The organism is Anatilimnocola aggregata, assembly GCF_007747655.1.
GTDB classification, from domain to species: domain Bacteria; phylum Planctomycetota; class Planctomycetia; order Pirellulales; family Pirellulaceae; genus Anatilimnocola; species Anatilimnocola aggregata.
In genome coordinates this window covers 7,682,388-7,707,829 of record NZ_CP036274.1, presented here as the reverse complement: position 1 = coordinate 7,707,829, position 25,442 = coordinate 7,682,388, and the positions used below count along the sequence as shown (strand labels likewise).

General features: G+C 58.8%; 15 protein-coding genes. 9 read left to right on the top strand and 6 right to left on the bottom strand.

The features are described 5' to 3' along the window. Positions 1-61 precede the first annotated feature (61 nt). Genes ETAA8_RS29320 through ETAA8_RS29295 form a run of 6 tightly spaced genes read left to right on the top strand, consistent with a single transcriptional unit; the run spans position 62 to position 14,129 of the window. On the top strand, positions 62-976 hold the full coding sequence (locus tag ETAA8_RS29320; RefSeq protein WP_145097353.1) for a DUF58 domain-containing protein: 915 nt from the start codon (positions 62-64) through the stop codon (positions 974-976). Then, a complete protein-coding gene (locus ETAA8_RS29315) occupies positions 976-3,327 on the top strand; it encodes a BatA domain-containing protein (protein WP_145097350.1) in 2,352 nt (783 codons plus the stop codon). The genes ETAA8_RS29320 and ETAA8_RS29315 overlap by 1 nt, the downstream gene beginning before the upstream one ends. 57 nt (positions 3,328-3,384) lie before the next feature. Beyond that, a complete protein-coding gene (locus ETAA8_RS29310; RefSeq protein WP_202921339.1) occupies positions 3,385-7,404 on the top strand; it encodes an outer membrane protein assembly factor BamB family protein in 4,020 nt (1,339 codons plus the stop codon). A gap of 30 nt (positions 7,405-7,434) precedes the next feature. After that, the gene (locus ETAA8_RS29305) at positions 7,435-9,093 is read left to right on the top strand and encodes an outer membrane protein assembly factor BamB family protein (protein WP_145097343.1); all 1,659 of its coding nucleotides are present in this window, start codon (positions 7,435-7,437) and stop codon (positions 9,091-9,093) included. Positions 9,094-9,131: 38 nt separating this feature from the next. After that, positions 9,132-11,711 carry a hypothetical protein gene (locus ETAA8_RS29300; RefSeq protein ID WP_145097340.1) on the top strand — a complete coding sequence of 860 codons (2,580 nt, stop codon included), beginning with the start codon at positions 9,132-9,134 and terminating at the stop codon, positions 11,709-11,711. A gap of 27 nt (positions 11,712-11,738) precedes the next feature. Then, complete coding sequence (locus ETAA8_RS29295; protein ID WP_145097337.1) at positions 11,739-14,129, top strand: synaptonemal complex protein 1; 2,391 nt, start codon at positions 11,739-11,741, stop codon at positions 14,127-14,129. A 62-nt stretch (positions 14,130-14,191) separates the two neighbouring features. Here ETAA8_RS29295 and ETAA8_RS29290 read toward each other — a convergent pair whose 3' ends face one another. The 4 genes from ETAA8_RS29290 to trmB all read right to left on the bottom strand — a co-directional run bounded on the left by ETAA8_RS29290 (position 14,192) and on the right by trmB (position 18,876). Continuing rightward, on the bottom strand, positions 14,192-15,964 hold the full coding sequence (locus ETAA8_RS29290; protein WP_145097335.1) for an arylsulfatase: 1,773 nt from the start codon (positions 15,962-15,964) through the stop codon (positions 14,192-14,194). A 158-nt stretch (positions 15,965-16,122) separates the two neighbouring features. Further along, complete coding sequence (locus ETAA8_RS29285) at positions 16,123-17,175, bottom strand: DUF362 domain-containing protein (RefSeq protein WP_145097333.1); 1,053 nt, start codon at positions 17,173-17,175, stop codon at positions 16,123-16,125. Continuing rightward, positions 17,172-18,050: a hypothetical protein gene (locus tag ETAA8_RS29280; RefSeq protein ID WP_145097330.1), complete on the bottom strand. Its 879-nt coding sequence runs from the start codon at positions 18,048-18,050 to the stop codon at positions 17,172-17,174. The genes ETAA8_RS29285 and ETAA8_RS29280 overlap by 4 nt, the downstream gene beginning before the upstream one ends. Positions 18,051-18,216: 166 nt before the next feature. Then, positions 18,217-18,876 (bottom strand): tRNA (guanine(46)-N(7))-methyltransferase TrmB, encoded by a 660-nt coding sequence (gene trmB, locus ETAA8_RS29275; protein ID WP_238397605.1) that lies wholly within the window; start codon positions 18,874-18,876, stop codon positions 18,217-18,219. Between the two features lie 179 nt (positions 18,877-19,055). On the opposite strand from trmB, the gene ETAA8_RS29270 reads away from it, so the two are divergent. Next, positions 19,056-20,705, top strand: a complete 1,650-nt coding sequence (locus ETAA8_RS29270; protein WP_145097327.1) for a sensor histidine kinase — start codon at positions 19,056-19,058, stop codon at positions 20,703-20,705. After that, positions 20,671-22,068 carry a sigma-54-dependent transcriptional regulator gene (locus tag ETAA8_RS29265; protein WP_145097325.1) on the top strand — a complete coding sequence of 466 codons (1,398 nt, stop codon included), beginning with the start codon at positions 20,671-20,673 and terminating at the stop codon, positions 22,066-22,068. The genes ETAA8_RS29270 and ETAA8_RS29265 overlap by 35 nt, the downstream gene beginning before the upstream one ends. Before the next feature lie 187 nt (positions 22,069-22,255). Here ETAA8_RS29265 and ETAA8_RS29260 read toward each other — a convergent pair whose 3' ends face one another. Continuing rightward, positions 22,256-22,546 carry a hypothetical protein gene (locus tag ETAA8_RS29260; protein ID WP_145097322.1) on the bottom strand — a complete coding sequence of 97 codons (291 nt, stop codon included), beginning with the start codon at positions 22,544-22,546 and terminating at the stop codon, positions 22,256-22,258. Between the two features lie 779 nt (positions 22,547-23,325). Here ETAA8_RS29260 and ETAA8_RS29255 point away from each other — a divergent pair. Next, positions 23,326-24,654 (top strand): PQQ-binding-like beta-propeller repeat protein, encoded by a 1,329-nt coding sequence (locus tag ETAA8_RS29255; protein ID WP_145097319.1) that lies wholly within the window; start codon positions 23,326-23,328, stop codon positions 24,652-24,654. A gap of 110 nt (positions 24,655-24,764) precedes the next feature. Here ETAA8_RS29255 and hisH read toward each other — a convergent pair whose 3' ends face one another. Then, positions 24,765-25,376 carry an imidazole glycerol phosphate synthase subunit HisH gene (gene hisH / locus ETAA8_RS29250; protein ID WP_145097317.1) on the bottom strand — a complete coding sequence of 204 codons (612 nt, stop codon included), beginning with the start codon at positions 25,374-25,376 and terminating at the stop codon, positions 24,765-24,767. Positions 25,377-25,442 lie beyond the last annotated feature (66 nt).

Sequence of the window (25,442 nt, the reverse complement as noted above, 5' to 3'; positions counted from 1 at the left end):
GTGCGCGAGCGCTTGTTCCGGCCTCTCACGCTCGCCCGCTTCAACGTAGTCAGGACCGTTCATGACCGCGCCGCAACTCCCCAAGTTTCTCGATCCCAAGACTTTGGATCGTATCAAGCGGCTCGACGTGCGGGCTCGGCTGGTGGTCGAGGGATTCATCTCTGGTCAGCACCGCAGCCCGTATCACGGCTATGCGGTCGAATTCGCCACGCACCGCGAATATGCTCCGGGCGACGACATTCGCCACATCGACTGGAAGGTGTGGTCGAAGACCGATCGGCACTACATTAAGGAGTACGAAGAAGAAACCAACATGCGCTGCACGATCTTGCTCGATTGCAGCAAGAGCATGCGCTATACCGTCCCGTGGTCGAAGTTCGACTATGCCGCAACTGCCGCGGCCAGCCTCGCTTATCTCTTGCAGCAGCAGCAAGATGCCGTCGGCCTGGTGGCGTTCAACACGAAAGTGCAAAAGCACATTCCGTCGAGCTCGCACCCGAATCATCTCAAACTGTTGATGCACGAACTGGAGAACTTGCAGCCCGACGATCAGACCGACGTCTCGCGCGTGTTTCCCGAATTGGCTCAGCAGATTCGTCGCCGCGGCCTCGTGGTGCTCTTCTCCGACTTGTTCACCGATATCCCCACGCTCTCGGAAGCGCTGCGTCAGTTCCGGCTGCGCAAGCATGAAGTCATTGTGTTTCAGGTGATGCACAACGACGAACTCACCTTTCCGTTCGAAGACAACACGCTCTTCCGCGGGCTGGAAATGGATGTGCAGTTGCACACCGAGCCGCGGGCCCTGCGACAAAGTTACCTGGAGAATGTCGAGAAGTTTCTCGAGCAAGTCCGCAAGACCTGCGCTTCCGCAGGCATCGACTACGTCTTGATGAACACCAACGAACCGCTCGATGCGGTGCTGGGCACCTACCTCACCTTTCGCCAAAAGGTTCGCCGTTCGGCGCTACGCCACTGATGCTTCCCCTCCTGCAAACTTCGAACGCTCTCACCGGCGGATTCACCACGCTGCTCGGTCAAGCAGAAATGCTGACTGGCCTCGGTGGCTGGTTGACCAATCCCGCGATGTTCCTGGCGGGGGCGGCAGCTGTCAGCGTGCCGATCATCATTCACCTGCTGAACAAGCGGAAGTTCAAGATCGTCGATTGGGCGGCGATGGAATTTCTACTCGATGCGGAGAAGAAGAACCGCCGCCGTGTGCGCTTGGAGAATCTGATTCTCCTGTTGCTGCGCTGCCTGGCTATTTTTCTCATCGGCATGCTCCTTGCGCGCCCCTTTCTGCCCACGAGCATGACGGGCGGCCTGATCGATGCTGCTCAGTTCGAGCGGATCGTCCTGCTCGATGATTCGCTCAGCATGCAGGCGCGGCTGGGGAACGATTCGATCTGGGAAGTCACTCGCAAACGCCTGACCGATCTAACCAATGCGCTGGCCGACGAAGAAGCCGATAATAGCTTGACGCTGATTCTTACTTCGCGGCCCGACAAGCCCATCTACAACGGTGCACACCTGGCGCGCGATACCGTGGCCGAGATCAACGATTCGATTGGCAAGCTCGAGCCCAGCGATCGCCCGGCGGGACTTGCCGCTTCGCTTAAGGAATTGGAGCAGAACCTCTCTTCGCAAGCGGCTAACATCAATCGCGTCGTGTACATCGTTTCGGACCTTCGTCAACAAGATTGGAAGTCAACCGACGACGCCTCCGAGTCTCCCGCGAAGATGATGCAGCGAATCAGCAAGCTGGTTTCGGCCACGTACATCGTCGATGTCGGCGATAACGAAGACCGCAATCTGGCCGTCTCCGAAGTAAAGCCCGAAGGGACGCTTGTCGAGGGTGTTTCGTCACGCTTCGATGTGTCGGTCACGAACTTCGGCACCGGCGAAGCCAAGGATGTGCGCGTCAAGTTCATCGCCGGCGAAGCCTTGCCTTTGCAAAACGAAATCGAACGAATTGCGCCGGGCGAAACCGTCAGCACCAGTTTTTCCTTCGCGTTCACTGGCGATGAAGAGCTCGATGCCAACGCTGCTCCCGGGCAGCTCTCGCCGCGCAAAGTGCGGATTGAAGTCGCCTCGGCCGGTCAAGGTGAAGACGACCGCCTCCCCGCGGACAGCGTCTCTTATTTTCCCGCCCGACTCGTCCGTGGCATTCCCACGCTGATTGTCGATGGCGATCCGTCGTCGGCCTTTGGCAAAGCCGAGTCGTTCTACCTGCGTCGCTCGCTGGCTCCGCAGGGGCCCGTCCCCAGTGGCGTGGCAGCCGATGTGGTGACCGAAAATGAGTTCGAGTCGCTGTCGCTCGAGAAGTATCAGGTCATCTTTTTGTGCAACGTCTATCGTTTGGGCGATAAGCCGCAGGAAACGATCGCCAAACTGGAGAAATGGGTAGCTGCCGGCGGTGGCTTGGTGCTTTGTCCTGGCGATCAGATCGACGAGCAGTTTTTTAACGACTTCTACTTCAAGAATGGCGAAGGTTTGTCGGCGCTCAAGCTGGAGAACATCAAAGGAGACGAGACCGAAGCAAGTTGGGCACTACTGCGAGTGGACCAGACTAATCACGAAGTGCTAAAGGTCTTCGCCGGGCAGAACAATCCGTTTCTCGATAACGTCAAGCTGTTCCGCTACTGGGGCACCTCGGTTAAGCCTGAACAGTTGGGCAACGTAGTTTCCATTCCTGCTCGCCTCAACGACCCCGACGAATCGCCAGCCATCGCCGAGAAATCCTTTGGCAAGGGACGCGTCGTCACACTCGCCATTCCCGCCGATGCCGATTGGACGAACTGGACCAGCGACCCAAGCTATCTGATCGTCATGCAGGAAATGGTGCGGTATCTATCGGGCGACCGCGGCGATCGCGGGCTGCTGCGAGTTTCGCAGCCCATTCGTCAGCCTCTCGACCTGACCAGGTTCGAAATCGATGCCGCCCTGCTGGGCCCGCGCGAACGAAAGGCCAACATGCAGGCCGTCGCTGCCGAAAAAGCGGGCGAGCAGACCGTCTGGCAACTTGAGTATCCCGCCACCGATCTACAGGGCTTTTACGAATTGAAACTAGCTCGTCGCGATGCTCCGCCCGAAAGCGTGCTGTTTGCGGCGAATGTCGATCCCCTCGAAGGTGACCTGAAGCGGGTCGATATCCCCACGCTGAAGAAAAACTTCGGCGAGGCAAAAATCGAGATCGTCTCAGCCGAGCAGGTTGGCACGCTCAGCAGTATCGGATCGGATACCGAAGTGTGGTGGTATTTGCTGTGGGGCGTGGTCGTGGTTCTCTGCTCCGAGCAATTGCTGGCCTGGTGGTTTGGTTGGGGTCGGTAACGACCAGGGGCTGAGGTCGAGGAATCGGCCGGCCGGATTTGTGTAAGGATGTGGTGCATGTCCAAGAATTCCCAAGGTCGGTCCCGTCGCTCGCCGGAGTCTCCAGCGATGCCCTACCCAAACACATTGGGGCTGACGTTGCTCATTGCCGGCCTGATTTTCGCGCCGCTGGCCATTCACTTGGCCGTCGCCCAGGCTCCGCTCGTCAAGCGACCAATCCCAGCCGGTGATCCCGCGGTTAAAGTCAAAGCAGGCGATGATGCCGACGAAGCGATGAAAGATCTGGCGGAAACAAAGTTTCCCGGCGGCGCCCCCCTCAAGACCGATCCAGAGCAACAACGTCTGTTGAAGCGGGCTGAAATCTGCGTCGAAGATGGTCGCTTTGATTTGGCCACCGTCTTGTGGCAGAAAGTGCTCGACGAAGCGGGTGACACGCTGATGACCCGCGATGGCCGCTTCTATACTTCGCTGGCCGAAGAAGTCGAGCGCACCATCATCAAGCTGCCACCCGAAGCGCTCCGCACGTATCGTCTGACTGCTGATGGCCAGGCTGAATTGATTTTGTCGCAGGCAACCGCCGGTGATGAAGAAGATGCCCTCGCTCAAGTCGTGCGTCGATATTTCATGAGTGCGGCCGGTGACGATGCCGCCTACAAACTTGCCTGCCTGGCACTCGACCGGCACGATTTTGTGGGTGCTAGTCGCCTACTTGCCAAGATCATGGAGCAGCACCCCGATCCGTCGATGCCGCCGAGTGAAGTGCTGCTACGGTTGAGTGTGGCCAGTGCCCGCATGGGCGATCGCGAAGCTGCGGGCAAATGGCTCACGCGTTATGCCTCCGCTGGTGGCGAGCGCCCCAGTAGCGAAGTGTTCGATATGGTGCTCGCCGACGTGCAGCAGGCCATGCAACAAGCGGTTGCCGCCGGCGCCACGGCCGAGAACTGGCCGATGACGCTCGGTGGACCATCGCGCACCGGTCACCAACGATCGCTCCCCAGTGAAGCCACCGCTCGCACCCTGACCGAAGCCTGGGTTCATCAATTTCCGATCGCAGCCAGCGACGGCATGCAGCAGAACCCGTGGGGCGGCATGATGGGGGCGATGGGACTGCATGGGCGTCCCTTCAATGCCAACGGTCGCAACGTGGCGGCGATTGCCCGCGAACCACTCGTGAGTCAATGGCGGCAACATGCTTGGATGCCTACGGCCGGGCTCCTCTTCGACAAGGGGCTGGTGATTGTCAAAACGGCGGATGAACTGGCCGCGTTCAATGTTGCCGCGGTCGAATCGAAGCCGGTCTGGCAAACGTTCATGAAGAACGAATATGTGCTCGACGGCCAAACGGCCGATATGTCGCGCATGCAAATGCAGGGTGGCATGCAAGGGCAAACGAACAACCAACCGCGCTCCGCGCCCGAAGTCTTCCTGTTTGGCGACCGGGTGCATCAAGCCATGTCGCTGCACAATGGCATTGTCTACACGATTGAGGGGCGGCAGTTCCATGCCGATAGCCCCACACTTCCCGGCCAATCGCTTCTCAGCAAGCCTTGGCAGTGGAATGTCACGCCCCGCCGCACGCGCAGCAACTTCCTGGCCGCTTATCACGTGCGCACCGGCAAGTTTGCGGGCCACCGTGCTGCCAGCGACGAAGATAAAGAAGGCTCGCAAGATGTCGGCTTTCTCGGCGCTCCGATTGGTTTTGGCAACCTGATCATTGCCCCTGTCACCGATGGCGGCGCGATCTGGCTCTATGCAATGGAAGATGCTCGCCTGAGTAAAGAGGGCAAGTACATGCCCACCGTCTGGAAGAGCTATTTGTGCGATGAACCCTCGGCGGGGAGTGATGCCTGGTCCACCATCGTGCCCGCGCTCGATGGCCGCGATTTGTACGTGACTTGCGGCACGGGCGTCGTGTTCGCCGTCGATGCTGTCTCCGGCAATGTGCGCTGGGCGGTTCGCTATCAGCGCGATGGCAAGCCCGACCTGCGGATGCGTAACTACGGCAATCAACAGAACCGCATTCAGCCCGAAGGCTTTGAAGACGATGTGGTCATTCCTCACGGCCGCAGTCTGATCGTGATGGCTTCCGATTCCAACACCATCACCTCGCTCGATCGTCGCACGGGTGAAATCCTCTGGACCTCACCGCGCACCGATATGCCGACCAAGGACGACCGTGGTGTCACCTATTGTTTGGGGATCAAAGACAACCTGCTCTACCTGGCTGGTCAGAAGATTATTCGCACGATCAAGCTCCCCGGTGGCAGAATTGGCTGGGATCGCGAAATCGAGCACTCCTACGGCCACGGCGCTTTGACTGCCGATGCCCTCTACATTCCCGTGAAGGATTCCATTCTCAAACTCGATTTGAAAACGGGCGCTGAGTTGGGGCAGGTTGGTGTGGCTCTGCCCACCGACGATCCGGTGGGGAATGTTTATTCCGATGGACAAAAGTTGTGGGTGGCCGGCGCGGGGCGCATTTATGCGATGACCACGCTCGAACATCGCTTGAAGACGTTGAGCGAGCAGATTGCCGCCGGCGATCCCGAGGCTCAACTCACGCGGATGCGGCTGATGTTCAAGGACAAGAAGCTTGAGTCGGCCCTTACGGATCTGCGTGGCGCGTATCAACTGTTTCGGCAGAAGACGGATCCCGAGGAGTCCGTCAATCGCTTGTTCCTGGCGATTCACGAATTGAAGCTGCCGCAAGAAGAACCACTGATCGCCTTGGGACTGCTGCACGAATTTTTCGTCAGTGGTTCGCCTCCGCCTCTGACCGGTGAACTGAAGGCCAAACGAGCCGACGTGCTCCTTAGTTCCTTGCGAATTGCCCGGCAGAAAAAATCGCCCGGCCTCACCCCCGCCATTTTGCAACTGGCGTCGCTCCTCGATAGCGACCACCTGGTTCATTCGGCCGCAGCTGCGATTCAAGCGAGCGCTACTCCTGCCGATCGCGATTCGCTGGTCGCTGCAGTCGATAGCGCGGTCCCCAATGCTCAGGCCATCGCCGTTAGTGGGTTCGCCAAGATTGCCGGGGCCGATGCCAAGGACTCGCTGACCAAAGCGGTCACCTCCGGCGATGAGCGGGTAAAACTGGCCGCCGCTCGCGCGCTGGCGAATCTCGGCGAGCGCGACAGCCTGAATACTTTCCTCGCGCTCCTTTCGGCCGATAACAGTCGCACTCGGCTCCGCAGCCATCAAGCACTGCGGGCCATGACGGGTCAGGCCATCGCCTTCTCGGCAGAGGGAAAGCCAGAAGATCGCGCGAAAAGTGTCGAAGCCTGGAAGAAGTGGGTCGATACCGAGGGAAAAACGGCCAAGTTGACGATTCCCCTTCCCGAGACGGACGTTCCCCTTGGTCGCACGCTGTTTGTTTCGTTTGGCCAATCGACGATTGTCGAACTCGATGCCGACCGCAAAGAGCGCTGGCGTCATCGCTTGTCAAATCCATGGGCCTGCCAAGGGCTGCCGAACGGCAATCGGCTGATTGCTGCCTTCGCGCAGAACCAGAACATCATCGTTGAGTACAGCGAAGACGGAAAAGAGATTTGGAAGAAAGAAAAACTGCCGAGCATTCCGTATAGCGTGCAGCGGCTCGAAAACGGCAGCACGCTGGTCTGCTGTGCCGACGTGCAACAAGTGCTCGAGATCGCTCCCGACTTGTCCACCAAGTCGACGCAGGTCGCAGGCCGCCCCATGTACGCCCAACGACTCGACAACGGCAACACGCTCATCGCTTTGCAGCAGGGGGGCCGCGTGGTCGAAATGGATGCCAAGAATCAGACCGTGTGGGAAGCTCGCGGGATGAACGGCCCCTGTTTCTGCCAACGGCTCGATACCGGCAATACCCTGATCGTGCAGATGCACACCGGGCAAGTTGTCGAGGTCGATGCCTCGGGACAAAAGACAGTGTGGAACAGCAAAGTTCCGCTGGTGAACCCGATATGCGCCCAGCGCCTAACCAACGGAAACACGCTGATTGCCGATAACAACGGTGTGATCGAAGTCGACCCGACCGGACAAAAAGTCATTTGGCGTCACGCTCAGAATAACGTCACCGGCGTCTCTCAGTTCTAACCATTCACGAAAGAGTTCCCGGCCTCGCTCATGCTCGCGAAACCTGACTATCTCCGCCAACTCTTTGTCGCAGCCTGCTGCTGCGCACTGGGCCTGGCAGTGGGTAGTAAGTTAGCGAGTGCCGCCGATGAGCCCGATGTTTATACCCTGCAGCTTGCCAAGTATGACATCCAACCCACAGCAGAATCGATCGCCGACTATCTGCAATCGCTGTTGCCGACAGCCGATCATCAGCGGGCCATGCAGAAATTGATTCATCAACTGGGGGATGAATCGTATGCTCAGCGCGAATCTGCCACTCGCCAATTGATGCAACAGCCGGCCGGTTTGACCGAACTGCTGGCGGCAGCTGTCGCCGGCCCCGATCCGGAGATTCGCTGGCGAGCCCAGCTGATTTCTGACCAGACCTCGCGCGAGAGTCAGGCCCTGTTACACGCAGTTCTCTCGACCGTGCAGCGGCAGAAGTTTCCCGAACTAACGGCTCCGCTGCTCAAGGTCACCGGTCTGTGCACGGCCGAACCACTTCGCACGGCACTGCGCCGCGCGGTTGCCGCCACCTTATCGCCCGCAGATGTGCCGCATCTGCTGGCAGCCTTGAAGTCGTCGTCAGCCGAGCAGCGATCGTTAGCTGCAGCGACTTTGCCCTTAGCTTCACCGGCGGCGGCCGACGAACATCTGCCGGCGCTACTGCGCGACGATGTGGCGGCCGTGCAATTAGCGGCTGCCCGCTCGCTGGCCAATCGTGGCAGGCGCGAAACATTGCCGGTGCTGGTCGACTTGCTGAACTCGAACGAATTGCCGATTCGGGTCGAAGCCTTTCGCACGTTAAAGGCGGTGACGGGCCAGTCGCTGCCGTTCGTCGTTTACGACACCCCCGAGAAACGAACCGAGCAACGGATGGCCTGGCAGGCCTGGGTGGATATAGCTGGCCAAACCGCCGAGCTTAAGTTTCCGCTGCGTGAGTCAACGGTCGAACTTGGACGCCTCCTCGTTTGCGATCAACAGCAGAACCAACTGATTGAGTACGACGAGCAAGGGAAAGAGATCTGGAAGAAATCGACTCCAGCGCAACCGTGGGGTTGTCAGGGACTCGAAAACGGCCATCGGCTCGTCTGTTGCTTCGCCGAGCGAATCGTTGTCGAGTACGACGCCCAAGGTGCCGAGATCTGGCGCGCCACGGGACTCCCCGGTGGCCCCACCAGCGTGCAACGCTTGGAAAATGGGAACACACTTCTGGCCTGTACCGAAGCCTCGGAAGTGGTGGAAGTCGATCGGGCGGGGAAGATTACCTGGCGCGCGAAAATCGACGGTCGTCCCGTCGATGCCCGACGTTTGGAAGATGGTCGTACGCTGGTTTCGCTGCAGAATTTGCAGAAGGTCGTCGAACTCGACATCAGTGGCAAAAACGTCTGGGAACTAAGCGGCGTCGGTAATGTCTTTTCCGCCCAGCGACTGGAAAGTGGCAACACGCTGGTTTGCACGGTCGGACACTCGCAGGTCCGCGAGTTCGACCGCGGCGGTAAGGTGGTCTGGTCGCAAGGGAAATTTCTCACGCCCTACACCGCCCAGCGCTTGAGCAACGGCAACACAATGGTCGTCGATCGCAAGGGCGTGCACGAAATAAATCCTGTGGGCGAAGTGGTCAACCACATCGTCACTCCGCGCATCAGCCGCGCACACAAATACTAATTCTCTCGAGCAGAACAACCAGAAATTACGAGCCAGCCTTGAACCCATTTTTACTAGCCGCCGACAGCCCGCCCGCCGCAGAGTCGTGGTGGCAGAGCCTGCTGAAATTGCTGGGGCACGACTTCAAAGACGTGGCACCCGGCGAGAAGATCGAATTTCAGTGGACCAACATGCCCACCAGCGCGGGCGTGTTTCTGCTCATCGCGGTGATCTGCGCTTTGGTCTACGCAGTCTTTTTTCTCTATCGCCGCGAACTCGACACGTGTCCGCGGTGGGTCAAGACGATTCTCGCCGTCCTCCGCACGGGCGTGGTCCTGTTGCTGACGATTATCTTCCTCGGTCCCTCATTGGTTGTAGTGAAGCAGCGAACGATCAAACCGGCGCTCGTAGTCGCTCGCGATGCTTCGCAATCGATGATCACCGCCGATCGTTACGCCGATGAGGACTCGGCCAAGACCACCGCAGCTGGGGTTGGACTTACGGTCGAAGAACTGCGTGCGCAGCGCCTGACGCGTGCGCAAATTGTCGATCGCCTGCTCGATCCCCAAAGTGAATCGCAATTGCTGGCTGAGTTGGCCAAGCGCGGCCGCGTGCAGACGATGGACTTCGCCGACCGCGTCGAGAAGCTCGACATTCGTGGTTCGACAGCGACAGTTGCCGAGAAGTCGAAGAAGCCGGACGAGAAGCCCGCTACCGGCGCTACGGGAAAAGAAAGCGAGATCGCCGCAGTTCCTGCGCTACCGCCACTCAAGGCCGAAGGGCGCGGCACTGACCTGTGGACTGTCATTCGCGAAGCTGCGGCCAGCGACAATCCGGCAGCTGCTGTCATTTTCAGCGATGGGCAGCACACGGCGAAGGACGATCCGCACGTGGCGGCCGCTGAGGCCAAAGAACGGGGTATGCCGCTGTTCATCGTCGGTGTGGGCGATCCGAGCAAGCCCCGCAACTTGCGCGTGACCAACGTTTACGTTCGCCCGCAGGTCTGGCAGGACGAACCATTTGAAATCGATGCGATGATCGTTGCCCAGGGACTCGATGCCAGCGAAGTGCGCGTCGAACTAATCGAACAGCGCGTTTCCGACAGCGACCAGGCGGTGGGGGACGGAACGGTCGTCCAATCGCTGCAATTACCGGTGCCCGATGGTGGCGGTCGGCTGCGGGCTCAGTTTTCGCACACGGCGAAAGAAGCGGGCCGGGCCACATACAAGGTTAAAGTCGAGCCGCTGGATGACGAACTTGATGAGGCCGATAATCAACAGTCTTCGTCGGTCGTCAAGATTCTCAGCCGCGAACGCGTTCGCGTGCTGTTGATCGCCGGTGCTCCCACTTGGGAGTTCCGCCTCGTTCAAAAGTTGCTCGCGCGCGATAAGACGATTGTCGTTAGCTGCTGGCTGCAAACCCTCGACGAAGAACGTGCCCAGGAAGGTACTCGCCCGATCAGCCGGTTGCCGGTCACGCGCGAGGATCTGTTCTGGTACGACGTCATCATGATGTTCGATCCCAATCCGCAAGAATTCGATCAACCCTGGATCGAACTGCTCAAGCAATTCGTCGGCGAACATTCGGGCGGACTCTTGTTCATGGCAGGGCCGAAGTATTCGGGCCGCTTCCTGACCAGTGCGCGGACGAGCGAGTTTCAGAAGGTGCTGCCTGTCAGCTTTGGCGATGTCGGGGCGATGGAAGTCGCTTCACTCCTTACCACCAATCAACGTGCTTGGCCGCTGAAAGTGGTCCAAGCGAATGCCGATCACCCGACGATGCGGTTCTATCCCGATCGTCAGGAAACGTTGCAGCGGTGGGAAACCTTGCCCGGCATCTTCTGGAGCTTTCCCTCGCAGGGGCCCAAACCGACCGCGCAAGTTCTGCTCGAACATAGCGATCCCACGCTCCGTAGCGTCGAAGGTTCGCGTCCGCTGATTGTGGCTGGTCGCTATGGTTCCGGACACACGCTCTATCTGGGCATGAACGGCACGTGGCGGTGGCGCCGCGCGGGCCGGCAAGCCGAGTTCTTCGATAAGTTCTGGATTCAAAGCGTGCGATACCTGGTTGAAGGTCGTTCGCTCGAAGGGCGGCGTCGCGGCTATGTGCAGACCGATCGCGACCGGTACGAAGTGGGGGAGAAAATTCAGATCACCGCGCGGCTGCAGGACTCGACCTACAACCCGCTCGATTTGCCCCGCATCGACGCCACCCTGCAAATCGGCAGCGACACGCCCGAGACTGTGCCGTTGCTGCCAATTGCGAACCAAAAGGGTGCCTATCAGGCGACGCTCACCGCGCGCAAGACTGGTATCAACACTGTCCGCATCAACTTGCCCAGCGGTGAAGCCGAAGGCTCGTTGATCGAAACGCCGTTCACGATTGAACTTCCCAGCGTCGAGACGAGCCAGGTTTGGCTCGATAAGCCGTTGCTCAAGGATTTAGCCGAGTTGTCGGGGGGCAAATACTTCGACGTCAGCCAATTGAAAGAACTGGCCGCGGCCATTCCCGATAAGTCGGAAACTATCGAAGTTCGCGACAAGCCCGATCCGCTGTGGGACGTGCGCGGCATGCTCATTGGCCTCGTTGCGCTGCTCGGTGTCGAATGGTTCGTCCGTAAGCAATACAAACTCATGTAAGCGCCGCGTGCGCAAGATTGATACACCATGTCAGATATTCCTCTGCCACAGCTTTCGCAAATGACGGCGGGCGTCCTTACTCGCCTGAGCAAGCTCCGGCGACAAGTAACCACCTGGTTCTGGGTCGATGGGCTCAGTCGTCTCGCCTGGGCCGCCATTGCGCTGCTCGCCGCCGATCTGGCGCTCGATTGGCTGTTTCGCATGGACAAGCCGCAGCGGGCGGTGATGCTGGCGATCATTGGCGCGGTGCTGCTGTACATCGTCTTTCGTCGGCTGGTCAAACCGCTGTCGGCCACGATTTCGGACGATGCGCTGGCCCTTGAAGTCGAACGGCTGAATCCGCACCTGCACGAGAGCGTCATTAGCGCGCTCCAGTTCTCACGCATGGAGGATCTGAGCGAGCGCGGTTATTCGCCCGTCATGATTCGGCAGACAGTGCAGCGCGGAGCCACTGCCTCGGCCGATCTGAACTTCGGCAACGTGCTCGACGACCGCGAGTTTCGGGTCAACAGCATGTTGTTGCTCTTCGCCCTGGTACTGCTTGGCGCGCTGGTTGTCGGCACCTTCACGAACCCACTCTTGAACATCTGGGCCAATCGCAATCTGCTCTTGGGCGATAAGGAGTGGCCACAAAAAACGTATTTGCTCGTTGAAAGGGCTGAGAACGGCAAAGTTGTGTTCCCCCGCGGCGAAGATTGGACACAACTCGTCACGGTGACCAAGGAGAGCGAAGTCGTTCCCGAGAATGTCTCTATTGAGTTCCGTCGCGCTCGCGGCCGGGCCACACAGACCATGAAGAAGACGGGCGAGCGGCAATTCGAAGCCATTTTCGCCAGCGTGATCGAGCCGTTCGAATTCCGCGCGCAGGGGGGCGATGCCTATACGCCGTGGGTTCAAGTGCAGCTTGTCGAACAACCAGCACTGGACGATCTGCAACTCGAAGTGGTGCCACCCGCCTATACCGGGCTTTCGCCCCAGCCATTGGCTGCCGGTCGCGGCCCCTACTTTGTCTTGAAGGGGAGCACTCTGCGTCTGCAAGGGACCGCCAATAAAGAGCTGACAAAAGCGGAACTTTCTTATCGATTGCAAAAAGTCGAAGTGATCGAACCGCCACCGGCAAAGCCAGCCGAGAAACTGGCGGAAGGGGACTCCACCGAAGCAACTGCCGAATCTTCGCCTGCGCCAACCAAACCCGAGCCGAAAAAGACACGCACTTACGAAGTTGAACGGCATACGCCCCTCAGCATCACCGAGGGAATGAAGCTGAAGGGGGAACTGCCGCCCGACGAAGTCGCGGGCACGCAGTACACCATTCTGCTCACCGATACGCTGGGGCTGACTTCGCGCCGGCCCACGACCTTCGGCCTGCGCATCCGCGCGGATCGTGAGCCGCGCGTGCGAGCGCGGCTGATCGGTATCAGCGGGATGGTGGTCCCCAAGGCACGCATTCCATTTTCGTGTCGCGTGACCGATGACTTCGGTCTGACCGATCTGCGGGCGAAGTTCCGCTGGGATCTGCTGGCCCAAGGTGGTGAGGATGCCGGCAAATCGAGCGGCGCGGGCGAGATCCCCTTCGAATCGCTGAAGGATGCCTTTCAAGGCAAGCCTCCGGGTGAACTGGCGCTCGACGAGGCGATCGAACTGGGCCCACATCAAATTCCCACAGGCTCCGGGCTGACGTTCTCATTCGTTGCCCAGGACAACGACAACGTGCCCGATGAAGTGGGCGCCCCCGTTCCCAACGTGGGTGCCTCGTCCGACTTTCTCGTGCGTGTGGTAACTGAAGAAGAACTGCGCACCGATCTGCTGCGCCGCGAGAAGGAACAACGTCAGGAGTTCGAACGGCTGGTAAAGAGCGAAGAAGAACTGCTGACCGATGGCCAGGCATTGGAAGCGGCCACGCGCGATGTCGCCGCCCTCACGCAAGAACAAAAAGACCAGCTGATGCAGATGCAGAAGCGGCAGAAGGTGTACGGCACGAATACCGGCGCGATCGGCGAGCGAATGGCAAACATTCTGATTGAAGTCGAAAACAACCGGCTGGAAGAAGCGAATGGCAAGTTGCAGGGGCGTTTGCAGGAAATCATCAAACCGCTGCGGGAACTGGCCGATCAGGATATGCCCGGCCTCGTGCAAACGCTTGACCAGGTTCGTCGCCAGGCCGCCGCCCAACAGCCCCGCAACGAAGCGATTACCACGCTACTCAAACAGCAGGAAGCGACCATCGCCAAAATGAAACAAGTCCTGGCGCTGATGGTTAAGTCAGAAGGCTATCAGGAAGCCGTGAATCTGCTGTACGAGATTCAGAAGTCGCAGCAGGACGTGCTCGACCGGACGATCAAGGAACAGCAAGAGCGTATCAAAAAGCTGCTCGAAGGTGCCAAGCCGGCGGAATCGACTCCGCCCGGCAATAAGTAAACGCAGGTTGGAACAGGATGCTTCGTTTCGTAGTCTTGTTCCAACGGTAGCGGCAAGTGCTTCTACTTCTTGACTACCGTCACGAAGAACGCCCCGCAGAGGTTTTTGCCAGCCGCGTCCTGAAACCAGGCTTTGAGGATGGCTTTACCGGGCTTAAGGTCGCGGACAACGATCGTCGCAGCCGTGTCGCTGGCTTTCGCATCCCCCGATTGTTCTTTACCCGCGATGCTGACATTCGCGCCGGCAATCGTCGGAAAGCCAACCGTCTTGATCTGCTTCTTGTTCGCCGGAGATTTCGCCGAGGGTTCGTACTTCGCGCCCAGCGCAGCCTTCGTTTGAGCGGGCCAGCGTCGCAGCGTGAACTCGTAATCGCCTGGTTGCTCAATCTGCAAATGCCAATGTCCACCTGTCGGACCGCCGACCGCTTCGCGGACAAACCCCGTATTGTCGGCATAGATGCCTTCCCAGTCGCCGCTCGTTAGTTCGACGACGGGCTGCTCCCTCGCGCCGATACTCTGCGGCACGAAGTCGCTCAAGATCGGCTCGAGGCCACTCCACCAGCCTTCGTAGTAGTCGCGCAGCGACTTGACCACGTCGGGATGTTGGGGGGCGACGTTTTCCGCTTGCGCTCGATCCGCCACAACATCGTAAAGTTCCTCCCCCTTCACCAATCGCCATTTGCCGCCGACAACGCACGCCTCGAACTTCTTGGGCGTCTGGCCATACTGCACCACAAACTTGCGCTCGGCCGGTTCCTGTTCGCCCCGCAGGAGCGCCGCGAGACTTTGTCCTTGATAAGGCAAATCGGCAGCAGCACGTTCCGGCTGGGGCACGCCACAAAAGTCGCAGAGTGTGGGGAGCAGATCGATATTCTGTGTGGGAGTTGCGATGTCTCGCGGTTCGCCGATTTTGCCCGCGGGCCAGCGAATCCAACACGGGACGCGATGGCCGCCGTCGTAGTACGTCGTCTTGCCAGCCCGCAGGCCGGCGTTGAATGTGCTCACGCCGGCTGTTCCACCGTTGTCGGTCATGAAAATGACGATCGTGTTGTCGCGCAGTTTCTGCTCGGTCAGAAACTTGTCGAGATCGCCGAACCGCTGGTCGATGTGGGCGATCATGCCGAAGAAGGGAGCGGGCCCTTTTCCTTGATAGGGCTCGATGTACTTCGCCAGGTCGATGTGCGGCGCATGCGGCGCATTCGTCGGCAGATAGCAGAGAAACGGCTCATCCTTGGCCGCACATTGTTTCATCCAGGCCATGGCCGAATCGAACCAGAAGTCGGTGCAGTGCCCCGTGTATCGCTTCTCTTCGCCGTTGTGAAAATAACGGCCATCAATGAGCGGATGATCGAACTCGGGAGTCGAGTTCAACTGTCCCCAGCCCAAATGATAGATACTCTCTTGAAACCCCTTGTCCTGCGGCCGATGTGGATACGAATCGCCCAAATGCCATTTGCCGAAAAGGCCCGTGCGGTAGCCGCTCTTGGCAAACAGTTCCGGCAGCGTCGGCAAACCGGGGCGCAAGAAGGTCCGCCCCGCAGTTACCGAAGTCGCCCCGTTGCGCAGTGCTGCCAAGCCGGTCAGCAATTGCCCGCGCGTGGGGCTGCACATGGGCGAAACATGAAAATCGGTCAGCCGGACAGACTCCTTGGCAAAGGAATCGAGGTGCGGAGTCTTGAGGACCGGATTCCCCATGAACGAAAAATCGCCGAGACCTTGATCGTCGGTCATAACGATCAGGACGTTGGGCTTGCGGGGCGAATCAGCTGCCCAAGTTAAGGACGCCGCGGGGACGATCAACAGCGTTAGTAACGCGACAAGACGGGGAGAGAGCATGGTTCTTCTCACAGGGAAAGGATGGGAACCCGCACTGTAATGGTGGGGATGCCATGAGGCAACATGTTCGCCCCTGAGCCGGAAGCGTCAGCGCCCGGAGAGTACTTGCTCATTCCCAAACAACTTTCCGGGCGCTGACGCTTTCTGCTCGGGTGAGACTAACTCACCAGCACACCACGATGGCGAACGAGCGCGCGAAGGTGTGGCTTATCGAGCATCTGGAAGGTCGATTGCAGCGGTTCCCAGGCTTCGCCCCGCTGATCGATGAGTCGTTTATCGAGCGGGCCAAGTCGATTGGCGGCCAGGGCAAGGTAAGGCACTTGTTGCGGGTTCACGTCCATCAAGCGGCAGATTGTGGCATCGACCGCGGTGGGCGAAGTTCCCATCACCAGCAGTCCCATCGGTTTCTTGGTTCCCATGATCGGCCCGTCCCCTTCCATGCAATCGATGCCGTCGACAATGGCAATGGTCTGGGGGAGCGAAGCGTTGATATCGAAGACGGTTTCGGGAATGCCGTTGTGGTGGAGCACGTTCTTCGGCCAGCCGTACTTGATGCCGGGGATGACGCCGTACAGGTTCTTCATCGCCGCGGTCACGCCAACCCAGTGATGCGTCTTCATCTTTGGGAGCGACACGACCAGGTCTGCTTCGGCCACGCTACGGGGAAAGAAGAAGCCGGGCAACTTGCTCGCGCGGCCGCGGTTAGGGGTCCATACGACTTCTTCGTAATTGAGATCGCTGAAGGGGAGATGCATCGAGTCGAGCGCGTCGGCAACGCCCGACTCGACGAGTGCCATCTCAGTATCGCGTACGTGTCCGGGCCCTTCACCAACGATCACGTCGCCCCCCCAAGTCCGAAAGACCTCTGCGGCGGCGAGAATGATTGCGGGATGCGTGGTCATGTGGGGGGCATCGCGCGAGGGCTCCACCAGATTGGGCTTCAGGAGGATGCGCTTCCCCTTGATTTGGTCAGGCACCAGTCCGCAGGCGATCAGCCCATCACGCATGGTTTGCACGAGCGGTCCGTCGTACTTTTGATTTTTGGCAACGAACACGCTGGCCCGTCCGCGCGTAAGCTCGCGAATTTGGCTGGCAAGCACGATCCCTGCTGCTGCCAGGCCGCCACCGACAATCAGCGTGCGGCGATTGACGTTCGGCAATTGCAGCCGAGGTACAGTCGAAAACGGCTCTGGCTTTCTCTGCTCGCTCATGCTGGCGTATCCATTCTGGTGATCCCGATGAGCGGAGATTGCTCCCCGAGAGCGGCCAGTGCCAGCAGGGCAAATTTATGCGGCGATTGGTCGTGCGATTGAACTCGCTGATAGGCGCCCCTTAACAGTTCAGCTGCCTGCGGAACTTCGCGACCATGAGCATGTAAGCCATGCAAGGCCCAACTAAGGGACGAGGCCGTGGTGCGGGAACCCAGCGACCACTTCAGCCAGGTGAGAGATTTTTCCATTCGCCCGCTGGGGTCACTTTCGCCGGCGAGCGCTAGCAGGGCGATGCCCGTGGGTTGCACATGGGGTCGCAACGTTTGGCCAAGCACAGTCGTGTTGCCATAGTTGCAGCCACCATCCGGCAGCTGACGATCGATGAGCAAGCGAACTGCTTCGGCCGCGCGCGGATGCGACCGCTGTTTGACCGCGCGATAAGCGAGTAAGTGAAAGGCGGTTGGCTCTAACCAGCTGTGAGTTCCGGCTGCCCACGGCCAGCCATCGAGCAGCGTGTTGTGTCCCATCTCGGGAGAGCGCTCCAAGGTTTCGCCATGCATGCCCGAGATCCACTTCATCCCGCGGGCGATGCGACCCTGATGTTGGTCCGCAGCGAACAACTGCCAGGCAATCACTGCCAGGCTCGTCGGCCAACCTGGCGTGGCTTCAGTAGCGCGCACACCGACAGAACCATCCGTCTGTTGTGCTCGCGCGAGGTAATCGAGAACCGCTTGGGCTGCCTCTGTTCGCCCGTGACCGTTCAGCGCGAGCGCCGCGAGGACGCTCGGTTCGGTTGCAGCGGTCTGCTGCGGCAAATAGCCACAGGCTGACGATTTCGCCAGATCATCGAGTACCGTTTGCAGCCAGTCATCCATCCGAGAATTTTCCAGCGAATGGCCCAAATCCCCAAGAGCAGTTATTGCGATTTCATGCGTGCAGCCTCTTGGTCCCTCCCCACCGTAGTCATCTTGCTCCGCAAGATGCTGCTGCTCGACTTCGTGACGCAAATCGCGCTGCTGTCATCTCGACGGAGCGAGATGACTACTTTGGCGTTCCCTGGCCGCGGTAAATCTTCAGCCCGTGTTGCCGGGCATAGATCTCGCGGCGTGTGCGTCCTTGCGGTGCGTCGGGCCAAGGTCCGGTTAATTCTTCGAACTCGAACACCTGGGGCGCAAAACGGCTGATGTCCTTCCAATAGCTCTTGTTGTCGGTCTGAATGACAAACAGCCCGCCAGGGACGAGTGCATTTTGCACCAAGGTAAGAAACTCCAGCGTGATGAGGCGATCGTCGATATGCCCGCGCTTCTCATAGGGCTGTGGATGATAGAGATGGATCTCGGCGACGCTCGCTGCTGGCACATACTCCGCTAGCAGTTCAAAGGCACCGATCACCGCCAGCCTCGCATTGTGCAGACCACGCTGATTGCAGCGGCGTGTGGCGTAGCGAATCACCATAGGGAGAATATCGACGCCCAAGTGATTGAGTTTCGGTCGCTCCAGGCTGCTGGAAATTAAGAAGCGACCGTTGCCGCAACCCAGATCGAGCACGACCGGCGCGGAGCGGCCAAAGATGGCCTGCCAATCGAGCGGCGGGTCCGGCATTTTCTTGATTGCCGTCTGGGCCCAAGCCTCTTGCGGCAAAATCCGTCCGGGAATGGCTACGCCAAAATCGTCGTCTTTGTTCGTCACGGGGACCGTCACTCTTGGGGGCTGCTGGCAATGCGGTGGCACTGAGGAGGGGGAATGCTGGCAGCGCGATCGCCGCTAAAGCTCGTGAAACCTTGCACTTCGAGCGACATCGAACTTGTCGATTTTCGCTCACTCGTGCTACACTTCGCGAGCCTTATAGTACCAAACGAGAGCGAACAAGGAGGTTCGTCTTGCACTGGCGCTGGTCAATTCAAACGAAGCTGCTGCTGTGCGTAGCCTTGCTCTTGGCAATGGTCGTCGTGCTGGCCGTCAGCGGTTTTCAGGGGGCGTACTCTTATCGCACCCTCGTGCGCACGATGAGCCTACGCGCCAGCGAGCTCCCCGTGGCCGGCGAATTGGCCCAAAGCTTGGGCGATATGCGAGTCACGCTCAGCCGGGCTAACTCGGTGAATTATCTGCTGACCGAGCGGAATGGTCCGGAAGTCGACAACGTGATGTTGCAGCACGAGTTCCGCACGGAGTATCTCGCTGTCGAAGAAACGCTCCGCCGCTACGGCAAGCAACTTACCAACGACTTCGACACCGATCCCCGCCTCGGCGATCGGAGCAAAGAGCGCGAGATCCTCGCCACGCTCGAGAGAAAGCTCGAAGTCCTCGCCAAAGCCAAAGACGATCCAGATTGGGTCGTCGATCCAGTTGGCATCTCGTCGGTGGCGACCACTGTTGATGAAATGTACGACCTGGCTGGCATCTTGCCCGCCCAGTTGCACGATCGCATGCGACAGTTCGGTGGCGACGTGAAAGACGAGTATCGCACCTGGATCATCACCTCGTGGATCATGTTCTTTCTGGCCATCGGCATGATGGTTGTGCTGCTGGCTATGTTCTATGTCTGGGTCGTTGCCCCACTGCATGTGCTGCTGGCCGGTTCGCGGCGTATTGCTAAGGCAGACGATTTCAATCACCGAATTTTCTTGCGCACGAATGACGAGTTCTCGGAGCTGGCAGGCGCGCTCAACGATATGACGAGCCGCTTTCAAGAGATTCGTCACGACCTGGACGACCAGGTACGCCAACGGACGCAGGAAGTTGTCCGGAGCGAACAGATGGCCAGCGTGGGCTTTCTCGCCGCGGGTGTGGCACACGAGATCAACAATCCGCTCGCTGCGATCGCGATGGCTGCAGAATCGCTCGAGTCCAGGGTCGAAGACATCATCGTGGCCGATGGCGATAAGCCTAGCGAAGAACAGAACGCCGAAATCGCCGTCCTCAGTAAATATTTGCGGCGCATTCAGGACGAAGCCTTCCGCTGCAAGGGTATCACCGATCAGCTGCTCGATTTTTCGCGGCGCGGTCCGGCCGAAAAGGACGACACCGACCTGGGCGAGTTGGCCGAAGGCGTGATCGACATGGTTCGGCACTTGGGCAACTACAAGCAGAAGAATGTCGAGTTGGTTCGAGCCGATGAAGTTCGTTCGCGCGTCAATGGACAAGAAATCAAGCAAGTGCTATTGAACCTGATAACCAACGGGCTCGACAGCTTGGACAACGGCGGCACGGTAAAGGTGGAGCTGCGCCGGAGCGGACAGTGGGCCGAGATTGTGGTGAGCGATAACGGCTGCGGGATGAGCCCTGAAGTATTGAAGCACCTGTTTGAACCGTTTTTTACGCGCCGGCGCGATGGCCAGGGCACAGGCCTCGGTCTCTCGATCACCTATCGCATCGTGAGCGAGCACGGCGGCACGATTGAAGTGTTCAGTGATGGTCCGGGAAAGGGCTCGCGCATGCGAGTGCTGTTCCCCTTGTCGGTAGATTTAAAGGCAACCCATGAAAGAGCCCTCCAGAATGGATTCGGCCAAAGGCGATACGCGGCCGCCTAGTCGATTGAAAATCCTGTTTGCCGACGACGAACTCTCGTTACAGGAATTGATGAGTATCGAGCTGCCCCGCATGGGGCACGAAGTGACCGTCTGCCCAGATGGTCCCACGGCTGTCGCTGCGCTCGAGCGCAACTCGTACGACTGTATCATTGTCGACCTCGATATGCCCGGCATGAGCGGCATTCAAGTCATCGGCAAGTGCAAGGAACTTTCGCCCGATACCGATGCCGTTGTGCTCACCGGCAAGGCCTCGTTCGAAACAGCCCGCGATGCACTTCGCTTCGGCGCCTTCGACTATCTGACCAAGCCCTGCAAGCTTGTCGACTTGAAGGGGCTGCTGCTGCGCGTGGCGGTGAAGCGCGAATGGGTGAACAAGTGCAAAGCGCTCAAACATCAACTGGAACGCGTGCAAGGAAAGACCGAGCTCGTCGGCGATAGTCCGTCGATGGCCAAAGTGAAAAAGCTGATCGAGAAGGTGGCTCCCACTAGCAGCACTGTGTTGATCTTGGGCGAAACTGGCACGGGCAAAGAACTCGTGGCTCGGGCCGTTCATCAACATAGCTTGCGGCGCGAAGCTCCCTTTGTCGCTATCAACTGCGGAGCACTACCGGAGGCGCTCATCGAAAGTGAACTGTTCGGCCATCGCAAGGGCGCATTCACGGGTGCCGACGAACACCGCACCGGGCTGTTTGAAGTGGCTCACGGCGGCACGATTTTTCTCGATGAAATCGGCGAATTGCCCAAGTCGATGCAAGCCAAGCTGCTGCGAGTTTTGGAGAGTGGCGAGATTCGCCGCGTGGGCGATAACACCGCGTTTGTGGTCGATGTGCGCGTGATTTGCGCGACGCATCGTCAGTTGCCGGACATGGTCGAGACCGGCGATTTTCGCGAAGACTTGATGTATCGCATCAACACGTTCGAGATTCATATTCCCGCGCTGCGAGAACGAATCGACGACGTGCCGGAAATCGCTGGACACTTGTTTCGCCGGTTCCGCCCCACGCTCAAGTCGGGCGATGAACTTTTCACGCCGGACGCCATCGACTTGCTGCAAAAGCATTCGTGGCCGGGCAACGTGCGCGAGCTGGCGAATGTGATTGAGCATGCGACAATCCTGTGCGATCAGCCGCCGATTTCGCCCGAGCATTTGCCGCAGCGGTTTGGGGCTGGCCGCAAGAGTAGCGGACCACCCAAGCTGAAGATTGTCTCGCCGATCTCGTTACGCGAACTGGAGAATCATGCGATTCTCGAAGCACTCGACCGGCATCAAGGAAACAAACCAGCTGCCGCCGATGAACTGGGCATCAGCTTGAAGACGCTCTACAACAAGTTGAGCCAGACTCAGCTTGATAAAGCTGGCTGAAGGACAACATAAATACGTCTTACAACTTAGCCCGACGCGTGAGCGAGGGAAAATTGCGTGGCGGTTTTACAGCGAATGAACGCGAACTCAGAATAGCACCCGCGCTGACGCGTCGGGCTACTCAATACAACCGGCCCCGCGCTCGAAGTCGAGCGCGGGGCTTTTTATTTCCTTCAGTAATCAATCGTTACTTCGCGCAGCAACTGCTGCCGCAAGCGACGGCTGGCTCACTGACAGCCAACTTGGCTGTTGGCTTCTGCGCCGCTGAATCGCAGCAAGCGCCACTTGCACAGCAGGCAGCGTCGCAGACGCAAGGCCCGCCGACATCGCAGGCACAGCCCAACTCGGCACAAGCGCAGTCGTCACACACACACGCCGCGCCACAGCAGCAACCGGCTTGAGCCACGGCAACATCGGCGGCCGCTGGCGAGGCAGCGAAACCAAACAGGGCAATCAACGCAACAAAAATCCAAGACATGAGAATTCTCCTGAAAACATGTGTTCAAACAAACAAGAAAACACATGCGCGCAGCACCAAGCGGTGAACGATCACGGCAACTCAGCAGGGCGCGCTCAGGAGCGATTAATTCCGCCAGATGCAGAAGGCGATTTGAATCGCAGGGCCTCGCGCTGGAGGACCAAAGTGGGGCAACTGACAGCCGTCGTGAATGGCAGCGACAACGACGGGTAATTGCGCAATGACAACCGGCGATGAAACCGCTTTGGTCTCTTTTTCCGCCGTTTGCTGCCTTGGCGGTTGTGAAGAAGCGGGCTTCGCGGGGGTGACGCAGCAGGCACAATTGCCTAGGGGGCCGCAGTTGCTGGCGATAAGTTCGCCCGCGCAACAACTGGTTGCCAGCGGTTCAACCTGACAACAAGAACTCGCGGCAGAATTGCAGCAGCAGGCCGATTCGCCCGTTTCCTGGCTGGCCGTCGCACAGCAACTCCCTTGTCCCGCACAAGTTTCTCCCGCACAAGCGCACGCTGCCAGCAGTCCGCTTGGGAGGAAGCCCAGTTGGACCGTAAGCAGGCTCAAGACGAGCCAGCGAGTCGGGAGTGAGGGACGAATGCGAAGCATGGGTTCAGCGACTGTGAGCAGGACCGAGCTACTTCTACGCCATTCATTTTCGCAGGCAGCGAAGTTAATTCAAGGCCGATTTATCAAGCTGCGCTGAACCACCGCTGGTAACAGCGGCCAAAAGCCGCTTAGATTGAATAATCTGACCCTTGGCCGATTTTTCTCCTCGCGAGGTTTGCATGTCTCGAATTGCCACCTTCTGCTGCGTAGCCATTCTCGCCTGTTGCTGTCTGCAGTTACACGGACAAGATGCCGACGCTGGCAAAAACTGGCCCGCCTGGCGTGGTCCACAGGCAAATGGTGTGGCCCCACACGGCGATCCGCCGACGAAGTGGAGCGAGACCGAAAACATCCGCTGGAAAGTCGAGATTCCCGGCGAAGGAAGCTCGACGCCAATCATCTGGGGAGACCGCATTTTTCTGCTAACCGCCGTCAAGACCGACAAAACGGTCGACACCGTGCCCGATGCGGCCGACCAGCCCAAGCGTCCCTTTGGCATCACCTTCCCGAAAAATTTCTATCAATTCACGGTGATGTGCCTCGATCGCAAAACCGGCAAAACGCTGTGGCAAAAGGTGGCAACCGAGCGCGTGCCGCACGAAGGGGTTCATCCCGATAACGACTTCGCCTCGTCCTCGCCGGTGACCGACGGGAAACGGCTGTTCGTTTCGTTCGGTTCGCGGGGCGTCTATTCGTACGACCTCGATGGCAATCTCAACTGGCAGAAAGAATTTGGCACCCTCTCCACTCGCAACAGCTTTGGCGAGGGAAGTTCGCCGGCGCTGCACGGCAATATTTTGGTGACGACTTGGGATCAGGACGGCCCATCGTTCATCATTGCTCAAAATGCGGATACGGGTGAACTGCTTTGGCGTAAAGATCGCGACGAGAAGACCGCCTGGGCTACGCCGCTGATTGTCGAGCGGGCTGGCCACACTCAGGTGATTACCAACGCGACGAATCTGGTTCGCAGTTACGACCTGAAGAATGGTGAAGTCCTATGGCAATGCGCGGGACAAGTGACCAACGTCACGCCCTCGCCGGTCGCCACCGAGAATCTTGTCTATTGCATGAGTGGCTACCGAGGCAGTGCGCTCTATGCCTTGCCCTTCGATCAAAAGGGTGATCTGACCGATAGCGACAAGATCGCCTGGCGACTCGATCGCGGCACGCCGTACATTCCTTCGCCGTTGCTCTACGACGGTCGACTCTATTTCACGCAGTCGAACGAAGGGATTCTCTCGTGCGTCGATGCGGCGACTGGCAAAACCTTGATCGAGCGGACTCGCCTGCCGGGCATTTCGCAAGCTTATGCTTCGCCCGTGGGTGCCGCGGGGAAAGTGTATTTCACGTCTCGTCGCGGTGTCTTTTTGGTCATCAAGCACGCCGATGAACTTGAAGTCCTTGCCGAGAATAAACTCGATGACGACTTCGATGCATCGCCCGCCATCGCGGGCAAAGAACTCTACCTGCGCGGGAAGAAGTTTTTGTACTGCGTTAGTGAGTAAATGCAGAACGAAGAACGAAGAACGAAGAATGCAGAACGAAGAATGCAGAACGAAGAATGCAGAATGCAGGCGGAAACTTTTTTCATTCTGCGTTCTAAATTCTGCATTCTCTAAAGTTCGGCAAAATTCTTCAGCAGTTTCAGGCCGTCGGCCTGGCTCTTCTCGGGATGGAATTGGGTAGCGAAGAGGTTGTCACGCCAGACCGCGGCACAGAACGGATGGCCGTAGTCGGTCTCGATGGCGACGACGCTGGGGTCTTCGGGCACCACGTAGTACGAGTGAACGAAGTAAAAGTGCGTGTCTTGGGCGGTGTCTTTCAGGATCGGTGCCTGACGCACGATGTGCCCTTTGTTCCACCCCATGTGGGGCACCTTGAACTCGTGGGGCAGATCGAACTTCAGCACCTTGCCGCGCAAGATCCCCAGCCCTTCGTGCTCGCCATGTTCATAGCCCACGTCGAAGAGCATTTGCAGCCCCAAGCAAATGCCCAAGAAGGGCCGCCCGGCGGCAATGGCTTCTTGAATGACCGGTACAAAATCGCGCCGCCGCAGTTCGGCAATCGCATCGCCGAAGGCACCCACACCGGGCAGGACTAGCTTGTCGGTCGGGCCGATTTGCCGCGGATCGGAAACGATCTCTGCATGCCAGCCCACACGTTCGAACCCCTTTTGCACGCTCCGCAGGTTCCCCATCTGATAGTCGATGATGGCAACACGGCTCATTTGGAAAACGTTCTTTCTAGGGGGCGGCGATAGACAAACGCTGACGAGTGCGTTGCCGGATACCTG

Bases quoted from the DNA above. Each gene is read 5' to 3' on its own strand.
- ETAA8_RS29320 (WP_145097353.1), top strand. From the start codon at position 62: ATGACCGCGCCGCAACTCCCCAAGTTTCTCGATCCCAAGACTTTGGAT.
- ETAA8_RS29310 (WP_202921339.1), top strand. From the start codon at position 3,385: ATGTCCAAGAATTCCCAAGGTCGGTCCCGTCGCTCGCCGGAGTCTCCA.
- ETAA8_RS29265 (WP_145097325.1), top strand. From the start codon at position 20,671: ATGGATTCGGCCAAAGGCGATACGCGGCCGCCTAGTCGATTGAAAATC.
- ETAA8_RS29295 (WP_145097337.1), top strand. From the start codon at position 11,739: ATGTCAGATATTCCTCTGCCACAGCTTTCGCAAATGACGGCGGGCGTC.
- ETAA8_RS29285 (WP_145097333.1), bottom strand. From the start codon at position 17,175: ATGAGCGAGCAGAGAAAGCCAGAGCCGTTTTCGACTGTACCTCGGCTG.
- ETAA8_RS29260 (WP_145097322.1), bottom strand. From the start codon at position 22,546: ATGTCTTGGATTTTTGTTGCGTTGATTGCCCTGTTTGGTTTCGCTGCC.
- ETAA8_RS29255 (WP_145097319.1), top strand. From the start codon at position 23,326: ATGTCTCGAATTGCCACCTTCTGCTGCGTAGCCATTCTCGCCTGTTGC.
- ETAA8_RS29280 (WP_145097330.1), bottom strand. From the start codon at position 18,050: ATGGATGACTGGCTGCAAACGGTACTCGATGATCTGGCGAAATCGTCA.
- ETAA8_RS29290 (WP_145097335.1), bottom strand. From the start codon at position 15,964: ATGCTCTCTCCCCGTCTTGTCGCGTTACTAACGCTGTTGATCGTCCCC.
- ETAA8_RS29305 (WP_145097343.1), top strand. From the start codon at position 7,435: ATGCTCGCGAAACCTGACTATCTCCGCCAACTCTTTGTCGCAGCCTGC.
- ETAA8_RS29315 (WP_145097350.1), top strand. From the start codon at position 976: ATGCTTCCCCTCCTGCAAACTTCGAACGCTCTCACCGGCGGATTCACC.
- hisH (WP_145097317.1), bottom strand. From the start codon at position 25,376: ATGAGCCGTGTTGCCATCATCGACTATCAGATGGGGAACCTGCGGAGC.